The 24,851-nt window shown below is 67.0% G+C and carries 23 protein-coding genes; 7 read left to right on the top strand and 16 right to left on the bottom strand.

Annotation, left to right across the window (positions count from 1 at the left end):
* Window positions 1-126 precede the first annotated feature (126 nt).
* The 3 genes from aceA to metE all read left to right on the top strand — a co-directional run bounded on the left by aceA (window position 127) and on the right by metE (window position 5,240).
* Window positions 127-1,413: an isocitrate lyase gene (gene aceA, locus JZ791_RS21715; protein ID WP_216897011.1), complete on the top strand. Its 1,287-nt coding sequence runs from the start codon at window positions 127-129 to the stop codon at window positions 1,411-1,413.
* A 335-nt stretch (window positions 1,414-1,748) separates the two neighbouring features.
* A complete protein-coding gene (locus JZ791_RS21710) occupies window positions 1,749-2,621 on the top strand; it encodes a 3-hydroxybutyryl-CoA dehydrogenase (protein WP_216897010.1) in 873 nt (290 codons plus the stop codon).
* Window positions 2,622-2,912: 291 nt separating this feature from the next.
* Entirely contained in the window at window positions 2,913-5,240 is a 2,328-nt protein-coding gene (gene metE, locus JZ791_RS21705) for a 5-methyltetrahydropteroyltriglutamate--homocysteine S-methyltransferase (protein ID WP_216897009.1), read from the top strand.
* Window positions 5,241-5,247: 7 nt separating this feature from the next.
* Here metE and JZ791_RS21700 read toward each other — a convergent pair whose 3' ends face one another.
* The 3 genes from JZ791_RS21700 to JZ791_RS21690 all read right to left on the bottom strand — a co-directional run bounded on the left by JZ791_RS21700 (window position 5,248) and on the right by JZ791_RS21690 (window position 7,352).
* The gene (locus tag JZ791_RS21700; RefSeq protein ID WP_254206076.1) at window positions 5,248-6,063 is read right to left on the bottom strand and encodes an esterase/lipase family protein; all 816 of its coding nucleotides are present in this window, start codon (window positions 6,061-6,063) and stop codon (window positions 5,248-5,250) included.
* 279 nt (window positions 6,064-6,342) lie between these two features.
* Window positions 6,343-6,612, bottom strand: coding sequence for an antitoxin (locus JZ791_RS21695; protein WP_254206075.1), 270 nt, complete (start codon window positions 6,610-6,612; stop codon window positions 6,343-6,345).
* Between the two features lie 113 nt (window positions 6,613-6,725).
* Window positions 6,726-7,352: a hypothetical protein gene (locus JZ791_RS21690; protein ID WP_216897007.1), complete on the bottom strand. Its 627-nt coding sequence runs from the start codon at window positions 7,350-7,352 to the stop codon at window positions 6,726-6,728.
* Between the two features lie 143 nt (window positions 7,353-7,495).
* Here JZ791_RS21690 and JZ791_RS21685 point away from each other — a divergent pair, with 143 nt between their 5' ends.
* Complete coding sequence (locus tag JZ791_RS21685) at window positions 7,496-8,155, top strand: RNA polymerase sigma factor (RefSeq protein WP_254206074.1); 660 nt, start codon at window positions 7,496-7,498, stop codon at window positions 8,153-8,155.
* A 328-nt stretch (window positions 8,156-8,483) separates the two neighbouring features.
* Here the strand turns inward: JZ791_RS21685 and JZ791_RS21680 are convergent, their stop codons facing one another.
* A complete protein-coding gene (locus JZ791_RS21680; protein WP_254206073.1) occupies window positions 8,484-9,767 on the bottom strand; it encodes a molybdopterin-dependent oxidoreductase in 1,284 nt (427 codons plus the stop codon).
* 210 nt (window positions 9,768-9,977) lie between these two features.
* Here JZ791_RS21680 and JZ791_RS21675 point away from each other — a divergent pair, with 210 nt between their 5' ends.
* Window positions 9,978-10,232, top strand: coding sequence for a zf-HC2 domain-containing protein (locus JZ791_RS21675; RefSeq protein ID WP_216897006.1), 255 nt, complete (start codon window positions 9,978-9,980; stop codon window positions 10,230-10,232).
* Window positions 10,233-10,245: 13 nt separating this feature from the next.
* Here JZ791_RS21675 and JZ791_RS21670 read toward each other — a convergent pair whose 3' ends face one another.
* The 3 genes from JZ791_RS21670 to JZ791_RS21660 form a co-directional block, all read right to left on the bottom strand.
* Window positions 10,246-11,037: an ESX secretion-associated protein EspG gene (locus JZ791_RS21670; RefSeq protein WP_216897005.1), complete on the bottom strand. Its 792-nt coding sequence runs from the start codon at window positions 11,035-11,037 to the stop codon at window positions 10,246-10,248.
* Window positions 11,034-13,097: a hypothetical protein gene (locus JZ791_RS21665; protein ID WP_216897004.1), complete on the bottom strand. Its 2,064-nt coding sequence runs from the start codon at window positions 13,095-13,097 to the stop codon at window positions 11,034-11,036. The genes JZ791_RS21670 and JZ791_RS21665 overlap by 4 nt, the downstream gene beginning before the upstream one ends.
* 241 nt (window positions 13,098-13,338) lie before the next feature.
* Window positions 13,339-14,391, bottom strand: coding sequence for an NAD(P)-dependent alcohol dehydrogenase (locus JZ791_RS21660; protein WP_216897003.1), 1,053 nt, complete (start codon window positions 14,389-14,391; stop codon window positions 13,339-13,341).
* 110 nt (window positions 14,392-14,501) lie between these two features.
* Here JZ791_RS21660 and JZ791_RS21655 point away from each other — a divergent pair, with 110 nt between their 5' ends.
* Window positions 14,502-15,233, top strand: coding sequence for a ZIP family metal transporter (locus tag JZ791_RS21655; protein ID WP_216897002.1), 732 nt, complete (start codon window positions 14,502-14,504; stop codon window positions 15,231-15,233).
* Window positions 15,234-15,472: 239 nt separating this feature from the next.
* Window positions 15,473-16,591 carry a S1C family serine protease gene (locus JZ791_RS21650; protein ID WP_216897001.1) on the top strand — a complete coding sequence of 373 codons (1,119 nt, stop codon included), beginning with the start codon at window positions 15,473-15,475 and terminating at the stop codon, window positions 16,589-16,591.
* Window positions 16,592-16,652: 61 nt separating this feature from the next.
* On the opposite strand, the gene JZ791_RS21645 is transcribed toward JZ791_RS21650, so the two are convergent.
* The 9 genes from JZ791_RS21645 to JZ791_RS21605 form a co-directional block, all read right to left on the bottom strand.
* On the bottom strand, window positions 16,653-17,219 hold the full coding sequence (locus JZ791_RS21645; protein ID WP_216897000.1) for a vitamin K epoxide reductase family protein: 567 nt from the start codon (window positions 17,217-17,219) through the stop codon (window positions 16,653-16,655).
* The gene (locus JZ791_RS21640) at window positions 17,216-17,998 is read right to left on the bottom strand and encodes a DsbA family protein (protein WP_216896999.1); all 783 of its coding nucleotides are present in this window, start codon (window positions 17,996-17,998) and stop codon (window positions 17,216-17,218) included. The genes JZ791_RS21645 and JZ791_RS21640 overlap by 4 nt, the downstream gene beginning before the upstream one ends.
* Before the next feature lie 132 nt (window positions 17,999-18,130).
* The gene (locus JZ791_RS21635; protein WP_216896998.1) at window positions 18,131-18,979 is read right to left on the bottom strand and encodes a polyphosphate kinase 2 family protein; all 849 of its coding nucleotides are present in this window, start codon (window positions 18,977-18,979) and stop codon (window positions 18,131-18,133) included.
* Window positions 18,980-19,240: 261 nt separating this feature from the next.
* On the bottom strand, window positions 19,241-20,254 hold the full coding sequence (locus JZ791_RS21630; RefSeq protein ID WP_216896997.1) for an alpha/beta fold hydrolase: 1,014 nt from the start codon (window positions 20,252-20,254) through the stop codon (window positions 19,241-19,243).
* 294 nt (window positions 20,255-20,548) lie between these two features.
* Window positions 20,549-21,568 carry an alpha/beta fold hydrolase gene (locus JZ791_RS21625; protein ID WP_254206072.1) on the bottom strand — a complete coding sequence of 340 codons (1,020 nt, stop codon included), beginning with the start codon at window positions 21,566-21,568 and terminating at the stop codon, window positions 20,549-20,551.
* Window positions 21,569-21,692: 124 nt separating this feature from the next.
* The gene (locus tag JZ791_RS21620; protein WP_216897038.1) at window positions 21,693-21,968 is read right to left on the bottom strand and encodes a DUF2516 family protein; all 276 of its coding nucleotides are present in this window, start codon (window positions 21,966-21,968) and stop codon (window positions 21,693-21,695) included.
* Between the two features lie 94 nt (window positions 21,969-22,062).
* Window positions 22,063-22,743: a heparin-binding hemagglutinin gene (locus tag JZ791_RS21615; RefSeq protein ID WP_216896996.1), complete on the bottom strand. Its 681-nt coding sequence runs from the start codon at window positions 22,741-22,743 to the stop codon at window positions 22,063-22,065.
* Window positions 22,740-23,213, bottom strand: a complete 474-nt coding sequence (locus tag JZ791_RS21610; protein ID WP_254206071.1) for a helix-turn-helix domain-containing protein — start codon at window positions 23,211-23,213, stop codon at window positions 22,740-22,742. Before JZ791_RS21610 ends, JZ791_RS21615 begins: the two co-directional genes overlap by 4 nt.
* 92 nt (window positions 23,214-23,305) lie before the next feature.
* Window positions 23,306-24,568: a DUF445 domain-containing protein gene (locus JZ791_RS21605; RefSeq protein WP_216897036.1), complete on the bottom strand. Its 1,263-nt coding sequence runs from the start codon at window positions 24,566-24,568 to the stop codon at window positions 23,306-23,308.
* Between the last annotated feature and the right edge of the window lie 283 nt (window positions 24,569-24,851).

Here is a 24,851-nt window from a genome sequence, read left to right as displayed (position 1 = left end):
CCCGATGGGCATAGCAAGCCTGCAAATATCCGCTCCAGCAGAATTCGGACATCGTGCCCGCCGCCGACCCGCTCGGCACGCGAGGAACAGTCCGGAGATGGGGCACCGAAACGAATCGGAGCAGAGATGTCGACCACCGGCACCCCCAAGACCGCCGCGGAAATCCAGCAGGACTGGGACACCAACCCCCGCTGGAAGGGCGTCACGCGCAACTACACCGCCGAGCAGGTGTCGAAGCTGCAGGGCACCGTCGTCGAGGAGGCGACGCTGGCCCGCCGCGGCTCGGAGATCCTCTGGGATCTGGTCACCAACGAGGACTACATCAACTCCCTGGGCGCACTGACCGGCAATATGGCCGTGCAGCAGGTGCGCGCGGGCCTCAAGGCCATCTACCTGTCGGGGTGGCAGGTCGCCGGTGACGCGAACCTGTCCGGCCACACCTACCCTGACCAGTCGCTGTACCCGGCCAACTCGGTCCCGGCCGTGGTCCGGCGGATCAACAACGCGCTGCTGCGCGCCGACGAGATCGCCGCGGTCGAGGGCGACACCTCGGTGAAGAACTGGCTGGCCCCGATCGTCGCCGACGCCGAGGCCGGCTTCGGTGGCGCGCTGAACGCCTACGAGCTGCAGAAGGCCATGATCGCCGCCGGCGCCTCCGGCGTGCACTGGGAGGACCAGCTGGCCTCGGAGAAGAAGTGCGGCCACCTCGGTGGCAAGGTGCTGATCCCCACCCAGCAGCACATCCGCACCCTGACCTCCGCGCGCCTGGCGTCCGACGTCGCCGACGTCCCGTCGGTGATCATCGCCCGCACCGACGCCGAGGCCGCCACCCTGATCACCTCCGACGTGGACGAGCGCGACCGCCAGTTCCTGGACGGCACCCGCACCGCCGAGGGCTTCTACGGCGTCAAGAACGGCATCGAGCCCTGCATCGCCCGCGCCAAGGCATACGCCCCCTACGCGGACCTGATCTGGATGGAGACCGGCACCCCGGACCTGGAGCTGGCCCGCAAGTTCTCCGAGTCCGTGCGCAGCGAGTTCCCGGACCAGCTGCTGGCCTACAACTGCTCGCCGTCCTTCAACTGGAAGCAGCACCTGGACGACGCCACCATCGCCAAGTTCCAGCGCGAGCTGGGCGCGATGGGCTTCAAGTTCCAGTTCATCACCCTGGCCGGCTTCCACTCGCTCAACTACGGCATGTTCGACCTGGCCTACGGCTACGCCCGCGAGGGCATGTCGGCCTACGTCGAGCTGCAGGAGCGTGAGTTCGAGGCCGAGGCCCGCGGCTACACCGCCACCAAGCACCAGCGCGAGGTGGGCGCCGGCTACTTCGACCTGATCGCCACCACAGTGGACCCGAACACCTCGACCGCGGCCCTGAAGGGGTCCACCGAAGAGGGCCAGTTCCACTGATGAATCGTCGTCCCGCCGCCTGACCCGTCGCATCACAACCGACACCGGGCGGCGGGACGGCTCTCAGCTTTCCGACTGTCCGCGTTTCAGCGGACGGGCGGAAAGCCGTTGGAGTCGGGGATCCGTGGCGGCGATGCGAACCCAGCGAAGTGGTTGTCGCGCCGAAAGGGCCTGTGGAACGGGTGTTTACGGTGACCGCCGGTCCGCCCTGCCGAACAGACCCGGCAGGTAGGGCCACACCCCGCATTCCGTATACCGTGAATGAGCAGAAGTCCCGGACACCCTCCGGACTTCACCCCTATGGACAACCGCCGGACAACCAGCAGGAGCGGGACGTGAGCAGCGAAAAGATTCAGCGCGTCGGAATCATCGGCGCCGGACAGATGGGCGCCGGAATCGCCGAGGTCTGTGCCCGGGCGCATGTCGATGTGCTCGTGTTCGAGCCCACACGGGAGCTGGCGGCCGCCGGGCGTGCCCGCATCCTGCGCTCGCTCGATCGCGGCGTGTCGAGCGGCAAGATCACCGAGCGCGAGCGTGAGCAGACAGCCTGGCGGCTGCGGTTCACCTCGGATCTGGGCGACTTCGCCGACCGCCAGCTGGTCGTGGAGGCCGTGGTGGAGAGCGAAGAGGTCAAGACCTCGATCTTCGGCGAACTCGACAAGGTCGTCACCGACCCCGACGCCGTGCTGGCCTCGAACACGTCCTCGATCCCGATCATGAAGATCGCCGTGGCCACCACCCAGCCCGAGCGCGTGGTCGGCATGCACTTCTTCAACCCGGTGCCCGTGCTGCCGCTGGTCGAGCTGGTGACGACGCTCAAGACCAGCGAGGCCGTCTCCAAGCGCGCCGAGGAGTTCGCCACCGAGATACTGGGCAAGCAGGCCGTGCGTTCGGCCGACCGCTCCGGCTTCGTGGTCAACGCGCTGCTCGTGCCGTATCTGCTCTCGGCCATCCGGATGGTCGAATCCGGTTTCGCGACCAAGGAAGACGTCGACAAGGCCATGGTGCTGGGCTGTGCCCACCCGATGGGCCCGCTGGCGCTGACCGATCTGGTCGGCCTGGACACCGTCAAGTCGATCGCCGACTCCATGTACGCGGAGTTCAAGGAACCCCTGTACTCCGCGCCGCCGCTGCTCATGCGCATGGTCGAAGCCGGTCTACTTGGCAAAAAAGCGGGCGCGGGCTTCTACGAGTACAACCGCTCCTGATCACCGATGGCACCCCGCGCTCGTCCCGCACTCGTTGTCTCGGGGCGGCGGTGGGTGCCTGTTCATACCGGACGTTTCACATGGGCGCTCAGTGCGTCACGTTCAGCTCCCAGGCCTTTCCGCGTATACAGGGGGTTGCTGCCAGCGTAACAACAACCTTTGTGAGCCACGGCAAGCTGCCGGGCACGCCCAAGGTTGATGTCATATCTCAACCGCCGCCACGGATGCTCAACGTTGGACGGCTCTACATCTTCCGCTGAAACGCGGAGAGGCGGGAAGGAGCAGGTCGCGATGGTCAATGTGGTGGACGGGTTCGGGTCCAGCATTCTGGGTTACCCGAGGATCGGGCCGCATCGTGAACTCAAGCGGGCCCTCGACTCCTACTGGCACGGCGGCATCTCCAGGGAGAAGCTGCTGGCGGTCGGGCGGGACATCCAGGAAACGCAGTTCAACGAGCTGGCCGCGACCGGGCTCACCCAGGTGCCCGGCAACTCCTTCTCCTTCTACGACCATGTGCTGGACAACGCGCTGTTGTTCGGCGCGGTGCCCAGGCGGTTCGAGCCCTATCGCGAGGACTCGTCCGGCGAAGCGCTGGACCCGCTGGACTTCTACTTCCTGATGGCGCGCGGCCGTCCGGATCTGCCGCCGCTGGAGCTGGTGCGCTGGTTCGGCACGAACTACCACTACCGCCAGCCCGAGCTGGACGCCGACACCCGGTTCTCGCTGCATCCCGAGGCGCTGCTGGACGAGTGGGACCGGGCCAAGGCGCGCGGCATCGAGTTGCGCCCGGTGGTGCTCGGCCCGCTGTCGCTGCTGTTGCTGTCCAAGACCGGCGGCACACCCGGTGAGACCGAATTCGACAAGCTGGAGCTGCTGGACCGGCTGCTGCCGGTGTACGAGCAGCTGTTCGAGATCCTGGCCAAGCGCGGCTCCACCTGTGTGCAGTTGGACGAGCCGTGTTTCACCAGCGAGCGTTCGCCGCGCACCGTCGAACTGTTCGAGAAGGCGTATCAGAGGTTGTCCAAGGCGCCGCTGCGGCCGCGCATCCTGGTCACCGGCCAGTACGGCGATCTGGGCGATGCCCTGGCCGCGCTGTGCCGCACCGGGGTGGAGGCGATCGGCCTGGACCTCGCCAGCTACCGGGTGCCCCCGCAGGAGCTGGCCGCGATTCCGGGCATCGCGCGAAAGCGCTTGTACGCGGGCGTGATCAGCGGAACCAATGTGTGGCGCGCCGATCGCCACATCACCCTGAACTATCTCAACGAGCTGGCCGAGGTGTGCCCGGACCTGGTGGTGTCCACCGGCAGCACGCTGCTGCACCTGCCCTACGACCTGCTGGTGGAGTACGACGTCGACGGTAACGTGGCGGACCGGCTGGCCTTCGCGAAACAGAAGGTGCTGGAGGTGGTTTCGCTCGCCAAGGCGCTGACCGAGGGGCCGTCCGACTCCTGGCGCAAGCGGCCGAGCCAGGTGCATTTCAAGCAGAAACACGCTGTGCGGCAACGGGTTTACGCGATCACCCAGCGGATGCGCGAGCGCGCGCCCTACGCGGTCCGGCGTGAGGCGCAGCGCGAGCGGCTACAGCTGCCGCCGGTGCCCGCCACCACCCTGGGCTCCTTCCCGCAGACCGACGGTGCGCGCCAAGCCCGCCACGATCTCGCCGAGGGAAAGCTGTCCTACGAGGAGTACCGCACACGGATCGAGGCCGAGATCTCCTCGACGATCCGGCTGCAGGAGGACATCGGCCTGGACGTGCTGGTGCACGGCGAGCACGAGCGCAACGACATGGTGCAGTACTTCGCCGAACTGCTGGACGGCTTCGCCACCACGCATTTCGGCTGGGTGCAGGTGTACGGCTCGCGGTGTGTGCGCCCGCCGATCCTCTACGGCGATGTGGCGCGGCCGAAGCCGATGAGCGTGGAGTGGACCGCCTACGCGCAGTCACTCACCGACAAGCCGGTGAAGGGCATCGTGACCGGCCCGGTCACCATGGTGGCACGCTCGTTCGTGCGGCAGGATCAGCCGCTGTACGAGACCGCGGACCAAGTGGCACTGGCGATTCGGGACGAGCTGGCCGACCTGGAGAAGGCCGGGGTGGCGATCATCCAGGTCGACGAGCCCGCCATCCGTGAACTGCTCCCGCTGCGCCCGGACGGCCGCCGCGAGTATCTGCGCTGGGCGGTCAACGCGTTCAAACTGGCGACCTCCGGGGTCGGCCCGGCGACGCAGATCCACACGCACATCGCGTATTCCGCGCGCGCGGAGATCGTCCAGGCGATCGAAGAACTGGACGCCGACGTCACCGCGGTCGTGGCGACCCGCTCGATCGAGTGGGTCCTCGAGGCGCTGCACGAGGACGCCGAACACGGTCAGGGCCTCAGCCACGGCGTAGGACCGGGCGTGTACGAAAGCCGTTCGGCCCGAATCCCCGACATCGACGAGCTGGACGAACTCCTCACCGCGGCGGCCGAGGCCGTCACCCCCGAACGACTGTGGGCCAACCCGGACGGTGGTTTGAAGACCCGGCACTACTGGCAACTCGAACCCGCGCTGCGCAATATGGTCGCCGCGGCCCGGCGTGTGCGCCGGCGCGTGGAGGCCGACGATCAGGACGCGTGATGGGCGCCTAATCGCATCCTCGCGCGACATCGGCCGGATCGAGGGCCTGCTCGACGATTTCGATCACCGCGGGGGAGCGGGGTAGGTCCGAGTGGTCGACGGTGTCCTTCGCGCACACGTTCTGCACCCAGACGTTGTCGACCACCGCGCGGGGGCCCGGGCGCAGGAAGGTGGACTCGGGTGGGGTGGTGACCTGGTCCAGACGGCTGGCGATCACCGTGTAGTCGACGCCGGGCTCGGTGTCGCCGCCGGCGTTGAGCCGCCGGAGGAATTCGCTGCCGACGACCTGCTGTGCGGCCGCGACACCCAGCACCCGCGTCACGACGGATTTCACCGGACTACCGGCACTGCCGGTGCTCACCAGATAGCCCATGTCCCGATAGGTGGTGCCATGGTTGGTCGCCCCGAGGGTGATCAACCTGCGCACCGAATTATGCTGTGGGTCAGCGTGATCCACGCCTCCATCGAAGCGCATATACTGCCGGGCGACAATACCGCCCTGCGAATGCGCCACCAGGTCGACGTGCGCGCCGTGCGTCGCGGCACGAACCTTGTCGACGAATTCCGCTAGCTGCCAGGCCGATTCGCGGATGTCGCCGGTGCCGTACACGCCCGGCCGCGCCCCCGTGACGCTGGCGGTATCGCGGCCGTAGTTGAGCGAAAAGACGCAATATCCTTGGTCTTTCAGCTGCGGGGCCAGAACGTTCCAGTTGTTCTGATTGCCCCACGTGCCGTGCACGAGTACCACCGGATCCGGATGTTCGTGGGGCGGCGCACAACGCCAGTCGTTCGCCCCGGGCGGCGCGGAGCTACCGTCCAGCATGCTCGAATCGGCCGCGGCTCCACCGCTCCCACAGAGTACGCAAAGACCTATCACGGCAACCAGCACAGGCAAACGCATCAGCTATCCCCTCTGCAACCGAAGAGAAGTAACGAAACATTTGCCCAAATATTAAATGGTGATCATGAAGGGAACCGGCAGGCAAGCGTGGAAACGCCAGTGGGGCCATGTCGAGCATCGCCCCACTGTCCGGAATGTCCGTCTGTGTGCGCCGCTCCGCTATCCCGGACTACCTGGCCGGAATCGTTCGGAGTCGGCGGATTACTGGCCAGGCTGGTCTTCGGGCCGCTCGGTGGGCCGGCTGCCGGACTGCTGGTCGTGCATGGCCTTCTTCGCCGCATTCTGCGCCGAGTCGACCTGATCGGAGAATTTGCCACCGGTCTTCTCGTTGACGAATTGGCCCGCCTTGTCGACCATCGGATCGAGCTTGTCGGCCTGCGTACCGATCAGATCCTTGGCCCTGTCGGTCTGTGAGCCCGCCATCCCCCTGGCTCGGTCGGCTGCTTCCTTGATTTTGTCGAACACTCCCATGACGACCTCCTGGTCTCGGAACAGTGCTGCTCCCACCAGCTAACCCGATATGGCAATAGTTTGGCTACCCCTTGTCGGCGAATGGTCCGCGACCTGCGGATCCTGGTCCGGCACTACGCCCCGGCCGCACGCCGCCCCTGCTCGAAGAAGGCGTACACCCCGTCGGCGTCCCCCAGCTCCGCCAGGGTGCGGGCGGCGCCGAACGACTGATTCCAGAACTCGCCCGTACGCTGCGTCCACGGGCCCACGTACGCGTACGGCTCCGCGATGGCCGCGTCGCCCGGGGACACGCCGAAGTTGACCTCGTCGTTCGAGCATCCGAGGTCGAAATGTTCGGGCCACAGCACCGGGGTCTGCCCGGGCAGCAGCCGGCGCAGGGCCTGATCCCCCGCCTCGAACGTCCGCGCGATCAACCCGGCGGCCGCCGGATCTACCCGGATGGTCTCATCGGGTGCGACACCGGAATCGTCCGAATACACCCCCACCGGAGCGCCGAGGTCGATGCCCGCCGCTGCGGCGAGCCGCGCGTACGTGGTCCCGTCCAGCTCGGCGACCCGCTGTCCTCCGGCGAGCAGCCACTGCCCGTCCACGGCCAGGCTCGGCTGCCGCACGGTCGCGAATCCTCCTGGCGCGGCGGTCAATCGGATCGTCTCGCTGCTGCGGAACTGCGGTCCGGCCATGACCGATTCGGCGATGCCGTGCAGGCTGCGCCGAGTGTCGAGATAGTCTTTCTGGTCCATATCCGTCCTGTTCCGATGATGGGCATGCGCGCTGGGAAGCGCATTCGAGAACAAAGTATGACGGCCGCCGCGGGTCGGCTCCGAGAGCCCGCAACGCCGCTACCGTCGGTGTCGTAGCCCCACACGATTCCCGCGCCGAGGAGATGAAGGCTGTGTATCACGACGGTACCCTTCCGCCGGATGACGTCCTGGCCGAGCGCCTGCGCCGCGGCGACGACGACGCGTTCGAACTGATCCTGGACGCCTGGTCACCTGCGATGCTGCGGCTGGCCCGGTCGTTCGTATCCTGCGGCGCGTCGGCGGAGGAGGTCGTGCAGGACGCCTGGCTCGCGGTCGTTCGCGGCATCGGCGGCTTCCAGGGCCGGGCCTCGCTACACACGTGGGTATTTCGCATCCTGGTCAATACCGCGAAGAAGCGCGGTATTTGCGATCGGCGCCTCGTCCCGCTCGGCAGCATGCTGGACGAGGAGTCCAGCGTGGCGCCGAGCTGGCCCGGGCGTGCGCCGCAGCGCTGGTCCGAACCCGAGACCGCCGCTCAGGACGCGGAAATCCGGCGAGTGATCCGGCAGGCGATCAGCGAGCTGCCCTACCGCAGCCGTGCCGTGCTGCTGCTGCGCGATATGGAGGGCTACAGCTCCCAGGAGGTGTGCGCGCTGCTGGACATCTCTCCCGGAAATCAACGGGTGATCCTCCATCGGACCCGTGTGCTGGTGCGTGGCCGACTGGCCGCGTACTTCGCGGAAGACCACAGCGCCACCGTGATCCATACGATCGCCAGTGCGATGCCCAGTCCCAGTGGATAATTCCGATCAATCACCGTGGAATTTCCGAAGGTGTTGTGCGGCACCAGAACCGGAATAGCCAACGCGACTAGCACGACCGTCAGGGTTGCCCCGTAGGCCAGCGGCGCCCACCACGCGCGCGGCAGCAATCTGCGCCCACCCAGACCGATCGCGGCGCACAGCGGAGCGAAAACACCGTCGTGCAGCAGGATTCCGCCGGCGAACCACATCACCACCGAGAGCAGATCCGCCGGACGATACTTCAGGATCATCGATATGCCGTAGTAGGCGCACCACACGCCGCCCGCCGCCAGGATCGCCCGAATCGACCACAGCGCAACCCGATACATCACAGCACCTCGATTCGTGACAGCCATTTGGTCTGCAGCACCCCGGGCCGGGTCGGCGCGATCAACCGGCACGGATAGCCGTGATCCAGATCCAGCGCCTCGCCGTTCAGGGCAAGGGCGACAAGGGTTTGCGCATCCACCGCATGCCGCCGCGGCAGTACGGTGACCCGATACAGCCCGCCGGTCTCCAGCGAGGTGAACCGGACGTCCCCATCCCATCCGGGATGCGCGGCGGCCAGCAGCTCGCGCAACCGAACTCCGGTCCAGTGCGCGGACACACTCCAGCCCTCGACGCAGGCGATCGGAAGAACAGCCGTGGTCTGCGGCATGGCCAGCAGGTCGGCGCGCGTGAGTGTGCGGGTGCGCCCGCCCGCGGATACGGTCAGGCGATAGGCCGGATCGATCGCGCTCGTCCGCACCCCGGCCGCCGCACTCGTGCGGTTGACCGGCAGGGCCTGCGGCCCCTTCCCGCTGCGCGGCGCCAGCACCGAGAGCCCGCGCAACCACGGCACGCTCTGTCCGGCGACCGTCAGCCCGGCCACGACCGCCGACACCCCCGCGACGCCGAGCACGGTACGCCGCGAAATCCGCTGGCGCTCCGAGGATTCGGTCTCATCCACCGTGTCGGCGGCCTGCGGCTCCGCCCGTTCGACCGGACGACTCAACGCCTCCCGCACGACCGGCAGCTTGACCGCCAGATGCACCATCAGCGCACCGAACGCCACATAGGCCATCGCATAGTGCGTGCTGGTGAAGAAGAATTTCCACGGATAGAACTGCGCGATGTTGAACAGCCCTGTCGTCAGCTGGAAGACCACCGCCCCGACCAGGACCAGGATGGATCCCCGTTCGAGCAGCCGCAGCAACGATCCGACCACCGGTCGCTCGATCAGTTTCGGCATGACCGACCACAGCTTGACCAGCAACAGCGGAATCGACATGACGCCGGTGATGACATGCGTGCCCTGGGTCACCCGGTACAGCCAGGGCGGATTCGCGGGCCAGTAGAACCAGCTCGGGGGATGCTGAATCCAGTGGCTGATCAGCCCGGTCGCGAAACAGATCGTGATCGCGATACCGAGTGCGATGCCGACCCGGCTGGCGACCTCGGGTCCGCGCGCCGCGCTGATCGCGGGAATTCGCCCGCTTGCCGCGAGCCGTCGCTCCACCTCGGCGATTCGCTCCTTCGCCGCGGCCCGCCGCCGATTCGCCGAATCGAACCACCGTCGCATCGCGTCGGCCTTCCGCTTCACCGGAGCGGGCCGCTGTTTCACCGCGCGCATGGATCGAAGACTTCCGGTCTTGCCGGGGCTTCGCGGTCGCTGTATCTCACCCAGCACAGTGCTCGCGAGACCGACAAGCGTTACACCGGTGTCGCCGCGGAGATCGTGCGCAAATCGTCGGGGAACGGCGGGGCAGTCGCGGCGGCGATACGCTGGCAGGTATGGGTCGGTCCGTAGTGGGCCCGTACGGTACAGGAAAAGAGGCGCGTCATGGTCTGCGAAGAATTCGTCGACCTGATCACCGCCTGGGCCGAGGGGGAGATCGACGGCGTCACCGAGATCGCGATGCTCGAACATCTCGCGCAGTGTCCGGACTGCGCCGCCTACCTCGATCAGATCCGTCGCACCACCCGCCTCATCGGCGAGCTGCGCGCCACGGAATCACCTACTCTCACACTGCGATCGCGGCAGCTGCTGCGTGAGGCGTTCCGCGAGGCGCATCGCAGCGACCCGGGACGGGGGTAACCCCGGGACGGGTTCAGTCCTCGCGCTCGTCCTTGATCGCACGGACCACGGTGGCGATCTCGGTGTTGATCATGTTGATCAGGCGGTTGGCGTCGGTGCCGTAGGCGGCGGCGGGGGAGGTGCGGGTCACGGTGTAGCGGCCGTCGTCGATCAGGTCGCGCCAGCCCAGCCTGCCTCGGGTGATGCCACGCGGGCCGAACCGGGAACTGCCCTGGCTGATGACGATTCGGCCGACGCGCTGTGCCGGACTGCTGCGCAGGTACTCGACCAGGGCCGAGTCCTCCTCGCCGGATTCCACGACCAGATCGGACATCGAGTACGGGTCCATCTCCGCGCTGGACAACGAATCATACTGGTGCAGTGGGATATTCGAGTACCGGCCAGCGGTCTCCTCGGGCAGTTCCCGAACGACCGCGCCGGCCAGCTCCAGCGCCTGGCAGCCGGTGACGACGAATCCCCCACTGTGCCAAATGGTTTTGCCGGGCAGCTGGCGCACGATGTATCCGTGCTCACCGCATCGGGCGGCGTAGATGCGGATGCTGCCGCTGGCCAGTTCCGGATCGGTTCCGTCGTGGGCGTGCACGGAGATGTGGATGTCCGGATGCGTCAGCACCGACAGCATCATGTCCACGCCGCTGTTGCGCACGGCGTTCAGCTGCTCGCGGGTATCGAATTTGACCCGGTCGAACTGGGTTCTGTCGCGAAGGTCGGTGGCGAAGGTGAGCGGCAGCGGGAGCGTGTCGTTGCCGGTCTCCTCCCACAGCACCAGGAATTCGAGATCGGTCAGTGTCCAGGTCCAGGTCATATCTGATCCGCCGGCTTGGAGGTGATGGGTACGTCGACAACGGATTTCGTGGCGCGAACGTTGCCGATCGCGTCGTCGAGGTTTTCCGTGGACTGCAGGTTCTCGGCGGTCTTGTGTTCCTTGCTCGCACCGCCGCCGCGCCCGGCTCCGGCCCCGCCCATCGGCATGCCGCCCATGGGCGAACTCTCGGAGGCGCCGGCGCCGGTCGTGCTGTCTCCCGTGGTGCCGACGGGATTGTCCGCGGTGTACGCGGCGATCGAGGCGCGCGGGAACAGGTTCGACTGGGGTGACTGATACGCGGGCGCCTCGGGGGAGAGCAGCTGCGAGCCGCCCCCCTCGGTACCGCCGCTGCCGGACCCCAGGCCCAGCTTCGACATGAGATCGGACAGCTCGCTGGACTTGGACGGATCGGCGCCCTTGGCGTTCAGATTCTGCAGGAGCTTCGAGGGGTCGCCGTTCTGGAACAGCTGCTGGAAGGAGCTGGCCCCCTGCTGCAGGAGTGCGGGCAGCTGCTGAAGCAGCTGTTCCAGCTCGCTCAGCAACGACGAACTCGCGCTCGAGCTGGCGCTGTAGCCGGTCCCCGCCGCGCTGGTGCCGGTGCTGGTGTACACGCCGCTGCCCCAGGCGCTGGCGCTGGTCGAACCGCCTGCGCCCGTGGAGGAACCGGTGCCGATCGAACCGCTCCCCGAGACCGAGGACGCCATGCTGCTGCTGGTATTCGCGGATGTGGCGGTACTGCTGCCCGTGGAGTAGGAGGTGGAGCCGCCGGAACCGGTGGTGCCCGCGGTGCCGGCGCCACCGCCGTAGTAGGAGGAGCCGGTGGCGCTGACGCCCGAGCTGGCGCCGCCGGTCGACGCGGGACCGGCGCTCGGAGTGGCGGTTCCGGTCCCCGAGCCGGAGTAGGTGGAGCCCGAGGAGCCCGCGTTGTTGCCCGCGGAATTGTCGCCACCGCTGGTGCCCGAACCGCTGGAGGAGGTCCCGCTGGAGGTTGCGGTCGAGGTGGCGGTCGAGCTTCCGGTGCCGGAGCTGCTGGTGCCGCCGCTCGACGTGCCGGTGCCTCCGGTCGTCGAGCCGCCGCTGCCGTTGCCGTTTCCGTTGCCGCTGCCAGGGCTGGGCGCCAGCGGATCGGTCGGATTGCTCGGCTGCGGAATCGAATTCGACGCGCTGGTCACCGCCGGGTCATAGGTGTTGTTGATGATGTTGATGCCGTTGTTACGCGCCGTGGTCGCGGTGTCGTCGTTCTTGCCGTCCCACTGCGCGAGTGCCGCCGCCATCTGCGAAATCGACTGGTCGATCTGGGCGGCAGCGTACTGCAGGGACTGTCCTACGTAGCCCATTTCGGTCGCCAACTGCTGCACCGACTTGCTGTAGGCGTTGACCGCCGACATCGCGTTGGTCTTACCGGTTCCACTCCACCCCGAACTGCCGCTGGTTATTCCGTTGACGAAGGCGGCGGCGGCCTTGGACAGACTCTCGGACAGCCAGGACCATGTCTCCCCCTGCTCATAGGCCAGGGTGTTCATCTCGTGTTGCCCGAAGGTCTTCATATCGCCCAGGCTCAGCGAGGCGCCCGGTTCGGCGGATACCGGGGCGTTGTCGAGCGTCAGACCGTTGAGGTCGTTCGATGACGGGGGCTTCGTGTCGGCCGGGATGGTCGGGTTGGCGTTCGCGCCGAAGGAGGGCTGGGTGAAGCTCGAGGTATCGGATTTGGCGGCGTTCATGATCGACTGGAACTCCTGCGACGCGGAGTCGTCGGCGTTATGGTATGTCTTCTCCGCCTGGATGAACGCGGGTCCCAGGGCGCTGAGGATCGTGTTGTGGTCGGTGAGCACCTGCTCCAATTGGCTTCCCGCATTGGAGAACTTGGCCGCCAGTGCCGATCCGGAGCCCAGTGAGCTCAACGATTGGACGTTGCTCAGATTCGTCGACTGGGCGGCCTGCTGGGCCGTCTCGACTGTGGCCAGCAGCTCGCCGACGACGTTGGCCAGCGCATTGCCGGTACCATCCGTCAGCTGAACCGTGCCGTTGGACAGCGTCGAACCCGGATTAGAACTGCCCACAGTCCATCACTTCCACGAGCTTCCATCAGATCGAGCACCGACCACCGAAAACCATACTCGGGTAAGGATCTCACGTTCTTCCTGCGACTTCACATCAAACGTAGCCGTATCTCGCCCGGGCGGCGCGAACTCCATGCTCGGTCATCTTCGTTGATATGGCATTCGTTAACTGCCGGTCACGCTCACGCGCGCGCGACCGGCAGCTCACCGCAGCTGCTCGGATCGGGGTGCTACCTGTGAATCACATTGTGGCCGCGTCGATTACGAACCGGTACCGCACATCGCTGGCAAGTACCCGCGCGTAGGCGTCGTCGATTCGGTCCGCCGAGATGACCTCGATCTCCGCGCCGATGCCGTGTTCGGCACAGAAGTTCAGCATCTCCTGAGTCTCCGCGATACTGCCGATCGTCGAACCGGCCAGCGAGCGCCGGACCCCGACGACCGTGAACGGCTGCACCGTGAGGGGGCTGTCGGGCAGGCCGAGTATCACCAGCGTGCCGTCCAGGTTCAGCAACCGCATGTAGTTGTCGATCGGCAGTGGGGCCGAGACCGTGTTCAGGATCAGGTCGAAGCGCCGGCGCAGATCCTTGAAGGTCTGTTTGTCGCTCGTGGCGTAGTAATGGTGCGCACCGAGGCGCAGGCCGTCCTCCTGCTTGCTCAGCGACTGGCTCAGCACGGTCACCTCGGCGCCCATGGCCGCGGCGAGCTTCACTCCGACATGGCCGAGCCCGCCCATGCCGACGATCGCGACCTGCTTGCCGGGCCCGGCGTTCCAGTGCCGCAGCGGGGAGAACAGCGTGATGCCCGCGCACAGCAGCGGCGCGGCGACATCCAGGCCGATGCCCTCCGGAATCGACAGCACGAAGTGCTCGGTCACGACGACCCGGGTGGAATATCCGCCGAGGGTGTGGCCGCCGGGCTGCACCGACTCCGGGACCACGGAGTTGTAGGTCATGGTGTTGCCGCCGGTGCAGTACTGCTCCTCACCGGCCACGCAGGAGGCGCACTCGCCGCAGGAGTCGACCATGCAGCCGACGCCGACCCGGTCGCCCACCTTGTGCTTGCTCACCGCCGAGCCGACGGCGGCGACGATCCCGGCGATCTCGTGCCCGGGGACCGCGGGATATCGGGTGCCGTGCCATTCGTTGCGTGCGATGTGGATATCGGAGTGACAGATGCCCGCGTATTTGATGTCGATGAGCACGTCGTGCGGGCCGAGTTCCCGGCGTTCGATCGTTGTTTTCTCGAACCGCCCGTCCGGGGCGGAGACGGAATATGCCGCAGCAGTGGTCATGTATGTATGCCTACTCCCGCATTCTTGCCATTGCAAAATGTTCGCTCTGCGCACGAACTCGCCGGTCGGGAATGAGCGGGACCCGTCGCGCCATGGCAGATGCTGGACCGATGGCGATCATATTGGCCCTGGTGTCGATGTGTTCGACGCTGGTGGGCGGGCTCATCGCGGTGCGCGTCGGTGACCGGAAACACGCCGTTCTCGGACTGGCTGCCGGGGTGATGCTGGGTGTGGTGCCGTTCGATCTGCTGCCCGAGGCCCTGGAACAGACGCCCGGGAAGGTGGCCGGGATTCCGGTCGCGCTGGTGGCCTCGGTAGTCGGCTTCCTGACCATTCACATCATCGAGCGCGGCGTGGCCATCCATACCGGGCACGAATACGAATTCGGCGAGCACGCACACGGTTTCGAGTCGGTGGGCCTGCTCGCGGCGTGCGGGCTGATCTTCCACAGCACCCTGGACGGCGTCGGCATCGGGGTCAGCTTCCAGGCCGGGACGAGTGTCGGCATCGCGGTGGCGATCGCGGTGATCTGCCACGACTTCGCCGACGGCTTCAACACCTTCACCATCAGCAGCCTGTACGGCAACGCTCGCCGCCGCGCCCTGCTGCTGCTGACCCTGGACGCCCTCGCGCCCGTGGTGGGCGCGGTCATCGGCACGCTGATCCATGTACCGCCCGAGGCGACCGGGATCTACCTGGGCTACTTCGCCGGATTCCTGCTCTACCTGGCCACCGCCGACATCCTGCCGGAGGCCCACGCCGGTCACCCCTCTCGGCTGACCCTGGCGGCCACCGTCGCGGGCACCGCCTTCATGTTCGGGGTCGCGGTCCTCAACCACTAGTCCGCCTCTCCGCGACTTTTGCGCATGGCTGAGAGCCGTTCGTCGTTGTGTATGCGTGTCGGCGGTGGGCAGCCCAGCCGATTTCGGGCGTCCCCGGCAGCTTGCCGCCGTCTCGACCGCAGTGGTCTCGTTGGCATCGTGCAGCGTAGAGCCGGAGCATTCTGCCTGCTGATTTGTGCCGAGTTTGGTACACATGAATAAGAAGAGTGTGCGCCGGGCCTGTCGGGAGGTGGCGGAGTATGGACTCTGAACGGCCCGATGACGACCGATCCACTCCCGTACGTGTGCGCAGGACGGGGGCGATCGGCCGGACAACGATCGGCGTGGTCGTCGTGCTGCTCGCGGTGGTCGCCGCGCTGGGTCTGCAGGGCGGGTTGCCGCACTGGGGGATCGGCCCCGGCACCGCGTCCCCCGGCCCGACGCTGCCGCCGATGAATACGGTCGCGGTCGCGGCGAAGGTGGAGCCCGAGCTGGCGAACGTCACCGTGTCGATCGAGCCGATCGGGCTGGGCGCGGCCGGTTCCGGCATCGTGCTCACCGGCGACGGTCAGGTGCTGACCAGCCATCATGTGGTCAAGGGCGCGGATGTGATCACGGTCGCCGATATCGGCACCGGCGCGCAGTATCCGGCGACCGTCCTGGGATACGACTCGGCCGCCGATATCGCGCTGCTGTCCCTGACCGGGGCCCGGGGCCTGCCGGTCGTGCGGATCGGCGACTCGGACGCGCTGGAGCCCGGCGACGACATCATGGCCATCGGCAACGCCGGGGGCACCGGCCGCCCCACCGCGGCATCCGGCACGGTGACCGGACTGAACGCCTCGATCGTGGCCCGCGACGCCGCCGACCTGACCCGCAAGGCCCTGTCCGGAATGCTCGAGGTGGACGCGCCGGTGGAGTCGGGTCAGTCCGGGGGCGCGGTGGTGAATCGGGACGGCGCGGTGGTCGGTGTGATCACCGCCGCGTCGGGGGATCCGAGCCGGTCGCAGGGGCAAACGCTCGGGTATGCGGTGCCGATCGATACCGCGATGACGATCGTGCGTCAGATCCGGTCGGGCACACCGACGACCGCGGTGCATATCGGGCCGACCGCCACCCTGGGCGTGCTCGCCGACGACGCCAGCCCGCGCGGCGCGCGCATCGAGGTGAGCGTCTACGGACAGGCCGCGTCCGACGCCGGACTGTCCGCGGGCGAGGTGATCACCACGGTCGACGATCACCCCATCGCCTCGGCGAAGGCGCTGTCCGCCGCGTTGGATGGCTACAAACCCGGGGACGCGGTGCGGGTGGGCCTGGCCGGCACCGACGGCTCCCAGCGCGAGACGACCGTTGTGCTCGGATCGGGTCCGCCGCGCTGAAACGCGCATGCCCTGCTCGGAATTCGCGTCCGGGCAGGGCATGCGGTAGTCGGAGCCGGGATTACACCAGCGACATCCAGTAGGTCTGGAATCGCAGGAACACCAGCAGCAGCACGATCGCGTAGAACACCACCACGAGGGTCCAGCGCCATTCGGCGAGTATCCGCAGCGGGCCGCGGGAATTGCCCCAGAGCTGGTCGATGACCACCGCCAGCATGATCGGCGTGAACGTCCACACCACCATGCAGTACGGGCACAGCGCGCCGATCCGGTACAGCGTCTGGAAGATCAGCCAGCAGATGAACACCATGCCGAGCAGCAGCCCCAGGCCCAGCCCGCCCCAGAACCAGCGGGGGAACGCGAATCCGGAGACCGCGAGCACCGCGATGGTGACCGCCACAGAGAAGCCGACCACGCCGATGATCGGATTCGGGAATCCGAAGACCCGCGCCTGATGGGTGGCCATGACCGAACCGCAGGCAATGATCGGGTTGATATTGCAGGACGGCTGATAGGCCGGATTCATCAGCAGCTTGAAATCCTCCACGGTCAGCACGACCGCGGAGATCCAACCCGCGAGGCCGCCGATCAGCAGCAGCCACGCGGAGCGAACAGGTGCGGCGATCACTGTGCGGCAGCCTCGATCGCCGGCTTGATGCTGCCGGGGACCGAGAGCAGTTCATTCGAGAGCGGGATGTTCTTACCGTTCACGAAGATCGTCGGGGTGCCCTGGACCTGGGGGTTGCTGAACGCGTCGGTGGTCGTCTTGTGCACGAAGCCGTCGTACTTGTCGCTGGTGATGCACTGAGCTATCGACGGATCGGTATACCCGGCGTCCTGCGCGATCTGGACCAACTTGCTGTCCGGCAGACCGGTACTGCCCTCGGCCGGCTGCTGCTGGTACATCTCGGCGAACCACTTCTGGAACTTCGTCGGATCGGAGGTGCCCACGCAATAGGCCGCGTTCGCCGAGCGCGAGGAGTACCGCGTACCGCTCGAGGACTGATCCAGGAACGCGATGAAGTTGTAGTCGACCTTCGCCGTTCCGTTGTTCACCGCGTCCACGAGAGTCTGACCATTGGCCGTCTCGAACTGCTTGCAGATCGGGCACTGGAAGTCGGAGATCAGGCGCACGGTGACCTTGGCGCTGGGCTTACCGATCAGCAGCCCCCCGTCGCCGGCCATCGACCCGGTGATCCCGTCCGCGGAGACCGGTGCGGTGGCGGCGATGGCCGGGTGCGCCCCGACATCGTTCTTCTTGTTGTGCTTGAGGGCGATGCTGATGCCGATCCCCGCGATCAGCGCGATAAGGACCACGGCCACGGCGACCTGAATCAGGATCGTGCGGGTGCGATCGCCACCCTTCACCGCGGCCAGTGAGTTCTTCCCACGCGGGTTCTTGCTCACCTGGAGTTCACCACGCCTTTCGTGTGTAGGTTCCGACACCCGTGTGCCGCCCCGATCGTACGGGCAGGCACCGGAATAGGGTGTCCCGGTAGCACATGATCGCGGGTGAACCTGAGATCAGCTCGAGATTTCTCAGCAGCCGTTCAGGCGGCGGCGTTGTTCCTCGACGTCGAACTGCGCCTTCGGCCAGTCCAGTTCGAGCCGTGTCAGCGCATCGATCAGCAGCTCGGTGACCGCGAGCCGGGAGTACCACTTGCGATCGGCGGGGATCACGTACCAGGGCGCGTGCTCGGTGCTGGTCTGGTCCAGGACGGCCTGATAGGCCTGCTGATAGGCGGGCCAGAACTCGCGCTCGTCGATGTCGCCGGGGTTGAACTTCCAGTACTTGTCGGGCCGGTCCAGGCGCTGTGCCAGTCGTTTGCACTGCTCGTCCGGGGAGACGAACATCGCCACCTTCACCACCGTGGTGCCCGACTCGGCGAGCTTGCCCTCGAACCGGTTGATCTCGTCGTAGCGTTTACCCCAGACCTCGGGTGGCACCAGGTTGTGCACGCGCACTACAAGCACATCCTCGTAGTGCGACCGGTCGAACACGCCGATCTGCCCGCCGCGCGGCAGTTGCTTGCGGATCCGCCACAGATAGTGATGCCCGCGCTCCTGTTCGGTCGGCACGCCGAACGCGGCGGCGGCCACGCCCTGCGGATCCACCGAACCGATCACATGGCGCACGATGCCACCCTTGCCCGCGGTGTCCATACCCTGCAGCACCAGCAGAATGTTGCGCGGATCGCCGGACCGGCCGTTGGCGTAGAGCTTCTCCTGCAACTCCGACAGCACCGTGCGCCGTTGTTCCAGCAGGAGTTCACCGGCCTTCTTGCCACCGCGGAAGCCGGGGGTCGCGCTGGTGTCGAGGTCGGCGACTTTTACCCCGTCGGCGTGCAGTGCGGTGGTGACCGGAACGGACCAGGGGGATTTGGGCATATCGCAGTATCCGACGATACGACGGATGTGTGTCGGGTTTTTCAGGCGTGTCGGATAAGCAATGGTTCCGGGGTCCGTTGGGGCCAAGACCGGGCGCCCTTGACCGGCCTTGGCGAGCGGCGCGACTCTCGCCGCGCCGCCGTCCATCCCCCGTGAGTTGGTCGCGATCGCCGTGATCTCCGGAACCTGCGGAGTGGATGATCTCAGCGCTTCGGACTCACTGTCCTCCCTCGGCGCCCCGTGCTCAACACGAGCCGCCCGTTAGCTGGCGACCACCCCGCGACCGGCCGCGACGGCGACCAGGCGACGAATCTCGGCGTTGAACTCCCCGGCCGCCTCGATATTCACCAGGTGGCCGGTGGGCAGGGTGGCCACACGGTCCAGGCTGCCGGACTCGGCGAGCAGGTCGGCGATCTCCAGTGAGTGCACCGGCGGCAGCAGTTTGTCGTATTCACCGGCGATCACGCTGGTGGGCACCGTGATCGCGGCGGCGGACGAGCCGAGATCCAGGGTGGCCAGTTCGCGGGCGACCGCGCCGCGCGCCGTGGGGCGGCACGACCGCACGATGGACAGGCCGAAGTCGACCTCGTCGGCCGAGCAGTCCGGCCCCATGATGCGGGAGGCGAACAGCATGCGCGCCGCCGCCAGGCCCGGCAGCGGCACCGGAGCGCCGAAGACCGTCTGCGCCACCCAGACCGGGGCGGGGACGAGGTCGCTGATCAGCGGAATCACCTTGGCGCGGGCCGGAATTTGCCGGGCGGCAGTGGTCGCGAGCAGCACCGCCGCCGCCCGCCGCGCCACCTGCTCCGGATAGTGCCGCGCCCACGCCTGGATCGTCATACCGCCCATGCTGTGGCCGACCAGGATCGCGCGCTGCCCGGGTCGCAGGGCCGCGTCGAGGACGGCGGACAGATCGTCGGCCAGCTGATCGGCGCCGAACGGCCGGGTTCCCGGCTGGCTCTCGCCATGGCCGCGCTGATCGTAGGCGACCACCCGATACTCGCCGGAAAGCTCGTTGATCTGTGGATTCCAGTACTCGATGCAGCAGGACCAGCCATGGATCAGCACGATCACATCACCCTGCTCGGGCCCGTAGGCGTGCACCCGCAGGCGGGCGCCGTCGGAGGTGACGACGGGCACGATCTCGGGAGCCGGATGGGCATTGAGCGAGGCGGTTCGATAGGTCCGCGAACGCAGCTGCGCGCGGTATGCCGCGGTCAGCGCATCGGCGCCAGAACGAAGTCCGGCCACCGTATCGGGCAGCTTTGCCAGCATGAGCACTCCTTTGTGTCCAACCGCACCGTACCGCGCTAACAGCCCTGCTTGCTAGTGCAAGCAGCGCCCCGGTCGGGGGTGGTCTCACTCAGCAGCGAACCGCCCGCAAACCGACGCGTACCGCATCCGGCAATAGCTGAATACCCGTTCCACCACAACAACATTCATCCCCCCGGAGGTGAAAAGAATCTATACAAGCGATATCGCCTGCGCCGTCTCGATCGCTACGTTCTCGCCCGGTAACGAATTGTGAACAATCGTCCAGTTGGGCCGGGAGCATTCGGGCCGACCTTCCTACGCGGTGGCCTCCCGCGCGGGGTATGCCGATTCCAGCACGCGCGACAGTTCGGCATTGAAGGCCGGATACGCCTCGACCGACCCCAGATGGCCGGTAGGCAGGACGGTGAACCGATCCAGCACGCCGGATTCGGTGAGCATCTCGACGAGCCGTTCGGAGTGGACGACCGGGGTCAGATTGTCGAAGCGACCGGCGATGACGGTGGTCGGCACGGTCAGCCGTTTCGCCGCCTGCCCCACGTCGAGACCCGCTAGCAGCGCGCCGAACCGGCCGCGCACCCGGGGCGGGCACGCGCGCACGACCGCGAAGGCGAAGTCGGCGACATCACCGACGGCCGCCAGCGTCATCACGCCGCGCCGCAGCCCCCACTGCATCGGGGCAACCGGCGGGAACGGCAGCAGCGCACTCAGCGCGAGCTTGCCGACGAGCAGTCGCAACGGCAACGGCAGCAGCCGAAGCAGGGGGACGAGGGTGGTCTCGGCGATCAGATTCCCGGCGGCGGTATTGGTCAGCACCACCGCGGCCGCGCGCTCGGCGACCTGATCCGGATACCGCGCGGCCCAGGCCTGGATCGTCATCCCGCCCATGCTGTGCCCCACCAGCACCGCGCGCTGCCCGGGCCGCAGCACCGCGTCGAGCACCGCGCGCAGATCGTCGGCGAGCAGATCGGTGGTCAGCGGACGGCCGCCCAGTTCGCTGTCGCCATGGCCGCGCTGGTCGTACGCGACGACGCGGTAGTCCCCGGCGAAGGCGTTGATCTGCGGGTTCCAGTACTCGACGCAGCAGGTCCACCCGTGCACGAACACGATCACGTCGGCGGAGTCGGGCCCATATACGCACGCCCGCAAGGTGGTCCCGTCCGGCGTGGTGATCGGCACGCTGCGACCGGGCCGCACCGGCCGATTGAACGCGATATCGGCATAGCTCCGGCCACGCAGGGCCACGCGACGCGCGCTCAGCCGCCGTCCAACCAGCCCCTTCGCACCCGTCCTCGAGGTAGGCGTCATTGCCCGCATCGGACACTCCTTTGTGTGTAACTACTAGCCACACTAACCCAACCGGGTCGGTGCTAGCTATAGCAAGCACACAAAAATCCCGCCCGCGGACGGTGCGAGGTAACAGCCCTCCGAGCGTCTCTTATTACCAGCGGGGGCCGCGTTGGATCTCGTCCACCTTCGGCCGCACATCGGCGAGATAAACGCCGGTGGCGACGACGCTGGCGATGAGGCCGATCATGCCCAGGCTGAAACCGGCCACGAACGGCAGGATCAGGATGAGCGTGGCGACGGCCAGAATCGTCACCCAGATCGGCTTGGTCAGCTTGTCCACCGCGGTGAAGGCATCCCGACGCTGCCGGATGGCGTGAACCAATGCGAACAGGCAGGCACCCAGCGCGGCGAGCTCGACCAGAAGCATGGTTATGCCGATCAGAGAGTACACATCTCCATGATAGGAGCAACGCCCCCGCGCAGCTGGTCAGTGCGCGGAGGCGTTGCGTAGAGAAAGGCTTTTACTTCTTCGCGGTGGTGGTCGCGGAGGTGGTGGTGGCCTTCTTCGCGGGAGCCTTCTTGGCGGCGGCCTTCCTGGCCGGCTCGTCGGCGGACTCGGCGTCGGCCGGGGCGGCCTCGGAGGTTACCCCTACGACCTCGGCGTCGACGATCGGATCGGACTCGATCTTCTCGCCCGGGGTACCCAGCAGCTCGCGGGCCTGACCGGACACCTTGCCGATGACGTCCTCGGCGCGGGTCACCACATCGGAGTAGATGCCCTCGACCCGCTCGAAGCCCTCTTCGAACTGCGGGTTGCTCGACCGCAGCCGTCCGACGGTCTCCTCACCGCGTGCGGCCAGGTCCTGGTACAGCTCCACGAGCTGGTGGTAGGCCTGATCGGCCGCCTTGCGCAGCTCCTCGGGGGTCAGCTTGTCGCGCAGCTCGGCCAGGTCCTCGGGCAGTTCGGCGGACAGGCCGGTGAGCCGCTCGCGCAGCGACTCGAACTGGCCCTGCGCATCGGTGGGCAGGTTGGCCAGGCGCTCACGGGCCTCGTCCACACGGCCCGTCACGTCGGCGAAGCCGCTGCGATCGCGCACCTTTCCGAACAGGTCGTTGACGGCGGCGTACAGGGCGTCACCCGCACCGACGGTCGCGTAGAGGGGTTTGGTCACGGTGGCGGTGGATGCGGTGGGTGCAGTCATGTTGGATTCTCCTGGCGTGGCGGGACTTCAGGGTTCCCCGCGTTCTCGCGGCGGAATGATTCGTAGATGTCCAGCAGGACCTGCTTCTGCCGTTCGGTGATCTCCTGATCGGCCAGCAGGGCGTCCCGGACCGGGCTGTGCGGCCTCTGCTCGAGGTAGCCGGCCCGCATGTACAAGACCTCCGAGGACACCCGCAGACCCTTCGCGATCTGCGCGAGCACCTCGGCGGACGGGTTACGCAATCCGCGCTCGATCTGACTGAGATACGGATTACTCACCCCCGCCAGCTGCGCGAGCTGACGCAGCGAGACTTGCGCGGCTTCTCGCTGCGACCGGATGAAGCTCCCGATGTCGTGCGCCGCGTTGGCTACGCGGGCGACTTTTTCACCGAGATCCGCTGATTCCTCGGCGGATTCCTCGGTGTTCGGCACACCGTCGTACCGATCGACACCCTCGGGATCCTGTGCCATCACACACCTTCCGGCGGTTGTACGGGTAGTCTAAAACAGGGTGCTAGCTATTGCAAGCACCTTGTTAGCAGTAATTCGGCTAACTTCCAGCACTACATCAGCCACCCCGGGAACAACAGATGGGATACGGCGTAGATCACCAGTCCGGCCAGCGAACCGACCACCGTTCCGTTGATACGGATGAATTGCAGATCGCGCCCGGCTTGCAATTCGATCTTGCGACTCGCCTCGTCGGCATCCCACCGGGCAACCGTATCGCTGATCAGGGTGGCGATCTCGGACCCGTAGTTCGACACCAGATATCGCACGCCGCGTTCGAGCCAGCCGTCCACTTTGGTCCGCATCTCGGGCTCGCTCACCAGACGCTGCCCGAGCTGCTGGACGTTCTCGGTGACCTTGCGCCGCAGCGTGCTGTTCGGATCGTCGGCCGATTCCAGTACCAGTCGCTTGGCCGCGCGCCAGGTCGCCCGGGCCATTCCGGTTATTTCCTCGCGGCCCATGATCTCGGCCTTGATCCGTTCGGCCTTGGCGATCATGGCCTCGTCGTGCTGCAGATCCTCGGCGAATTGCTCGAGGAACCGGTTGGCCGCCAGCCGCACCTCGTGATCGGGCTGGGAGCGGATCTTCCAGGTGAACTCCACCAGTTCCCGGTAGATGCGCTCCGACAACAGCAGGTTGGCGAATTTCGGCGCCCAGGACGGCGCGTCGCGCAACACGATCCGGTCGAGGGTCTCCTGCGAGCCCAGCGCCCACTGATGCGCCCGCTCGGCCAGCAGGTCCAGCAGCGGCGCCTGCCGATTCTCGGCCAGCAGTTCGGCCAGGACCCGCCCGATCGGCGGCCCCCACTGCGGGTCCGCGATCCGCTTGACGATGGTCTGGTCGATCACCTGCTCGATATCCTCGTCGCGCAGCGCGTCGATCGCCGCCCGCAGGATCGTCGAGGACTCCTCCGACACCCGCGCCGCATGCTGGGCATCGGCCATCCACCGGCCTAGACGCAGCGATATCTGGGCCGAATTCACCTTCGTCACAACGGTATCCGGCGACAAGAAGTTCGTGCGCACGAAATTGCCCAGGCTGTCGCCCAGCTGATCCTTCTTCTTGCGGATGATCGCGGTGTGCGGAATCGGCAGGCCGAGCGGATGACGGAACAGCGCCGTCACCGCGAACCAGTCGGCCAGTGCGCCGACCATTCCGGCCTCCGAGGCCGCACGCACATAGCTCACCCAGGCGCCACCGGCGTGGTGTGAACCGATCCAGCCGCAGGCCAGATAGATCAGCGTCGCCGCGACGAGGAAGCCGGTCGCGACGAGCTTCATCCGGCGCAGATCGCGGCGCTTGCCGGTCTCGTCCATCAGGTCGGCGAACGACGAAGGTTGCGGATGATCTGTGTTGTTTCCCACGCCGGGTTCGGAATCGAGGATTCGATGACCGTTGATCGCGCCGTTGCCGACACGGGCAGGGGGCGTCGCGCCCAGGGCGGGCCGCGGCGCCGAACCTGGCACGGCGGGGTCCGGCCCGGTCGATACGGTCGAATCCGCCCCGGTGGGGACGGCTTCGGTCCCGCGCGGGGCACTGCCGGGCGATTGCTCCATATTTCCATTCTGGTCCGCCCTGTCGACCTGCCCGGCCCGACCC

It is taken from the genome of Nocardia alni (assembly GCF_019038435.1).
Classification (GTDB): Bacteria; Actinomycetota; Actinomycetes; order Mycobacteriales; family Mycobacteriaceae; genus Nocardia; species Nocardia alni.
Note: the sequence above shows the minus strand (reverse complement) of the source record. Positions and strands in the feature narration are given on the sequence as shown.

Excerpts from the sequence above, each read along its gene's own strand:
- aceA (WP_216897011.1), top strand. The coding sequence starts at position 127 with ATGTCGACCACCGGCACCCCCAAGACCGCCGCGGAAATCCAGCAGGAC.
- metE (WP_216897009.1), top strand. The coding sequence starts at position 2,913 with ATGGTCAATGTGGTGGACGGGTTCGGGTCCAGCATTCTGGGTTACCCG.
- JZ791_RS21700 (WP_254206076.1), bottom strand. The coding sequence starts at position 6,063 with ATGCTGGACGGTAGCTCCGCGCCGCCCGGGGCGAACGACTGGCGTTGT.
- JZ791_RS21695 (WP_254206075.1), bottom strand. The coding sequence starts at position 6,612 with ATGGGAGTGTTCGACAAAATCAAGGAAGCAGCCGACCGAGCCAGGGGG.
- JZ791_RS21690 (WP_216897007.1), bottom strand. The coding sequence starts at position 7,352 with ATGGACCAGAAAGACTATCTCGACACTCGGCGCAGCCTGCACGGCATC.
- JZ791_RS21685 (WP_254206074.1), top strand. The coding sequence starts at position 7,496 with ATGAAGGCTGTGTATCACGACGGTACCCTTCCGCCGGATGACGTCCTG.
- JZ791_RS21680 (WP_254206073.1), bottom strand. The coding sequence starts at position 9,767 with ATGCGCGCGGTGAAACAGCGGCCCGCTCCGGTGAAGCGGAAGGCCGAC.
- JZ791_RS21675 (WP_216897006.1), top strand. The coding sequence starts at position 9,978 with ATGGTCTGCGAAGAATTCGTCGACCTGATCACCGCCTGGGCCGAGGGG.
- JZ791_RS21670 (WP_216897005.1), bottom strand. The coding sequence starts at position 11,037 with ATGACCTGGACCTGGACACTGACCGATCTCGAATTCCTGGTGCTGTGG.
- JZ791_RS21660 (WP_216897003.1), bottom strand. The coding sequence starts at position 14,391 with ATGACCACTGCTGCGGCATATTCCGTCTCCGCCCCGGACGGGCGGTTC.
- JZ791_RS21655 (WP_216897002.1), top strand. The coding sequence starts at position 14,502 with ATGGCGATCATATTGGCCCTGGTGTCGATGTGTTCGACGCTGGTGGGC.
- JZ791_RS21650 (WP_216897001.1), top strand. The coding sequence starts at position 15,473 with ATGGACTCTGAACGGCCCGATGACGACCGATCCACTCCCGTACGTGTG.
- JZ791_RS21635 (WP_216896998.1), bottom strand. The coding sequence starts at position 18,979 with ATGCCCAAATCCCCCTGGTCCGTTCCGGTCACCACCGCACTGCACGCC.
- JZ791_RS21630 (WP_216896997.1), bottom strand. The coding sequence starts at position 20,254 with ATGCTGGCAAAGCTGCCCGATACGGTGGCCGGACTTCGTTCTGGCGCC.
- JZ791_RS21625 (WP_254206072.1), bottom strand. The coding sequence starts at position 21,568 with ATGCGGGCAATGACGCCTACCTCGAGGACGGGTGCGAAGGGGCTGGTT.
- JZ791_RS21620 (WP_216897038.1), bottom strand. The coding sequence starts at position 21,968 with ATGCTTCTGGTCGAGCTCGCCGCGCTGGGTGCCTGCCTGTTCGCATTG.
- JZ791_RS21615 (WP_216896996.1), bottom strand. The coding sequence starts at position 22,743 with ATGACTGCACCCACCGCATCCACCGCCACCGTGACCAAACCCCTCTAC.
- JZ791_RS21610 (WP_254206071.1), bottom strand. The coding sequence starts at position 23,213 with ATGGCACAGGATCCCGAGGGTGTCGATCGGTACGACGGTGTGCCGAAC.
- JZ791_RS21605 (WP_216897036.1), bottom strand. The coding sequence starts at position 24,568 with ATGGACGAGACCGGCAAGCGCCGCGATCTGCGCCGGATGAAGCTCGTC.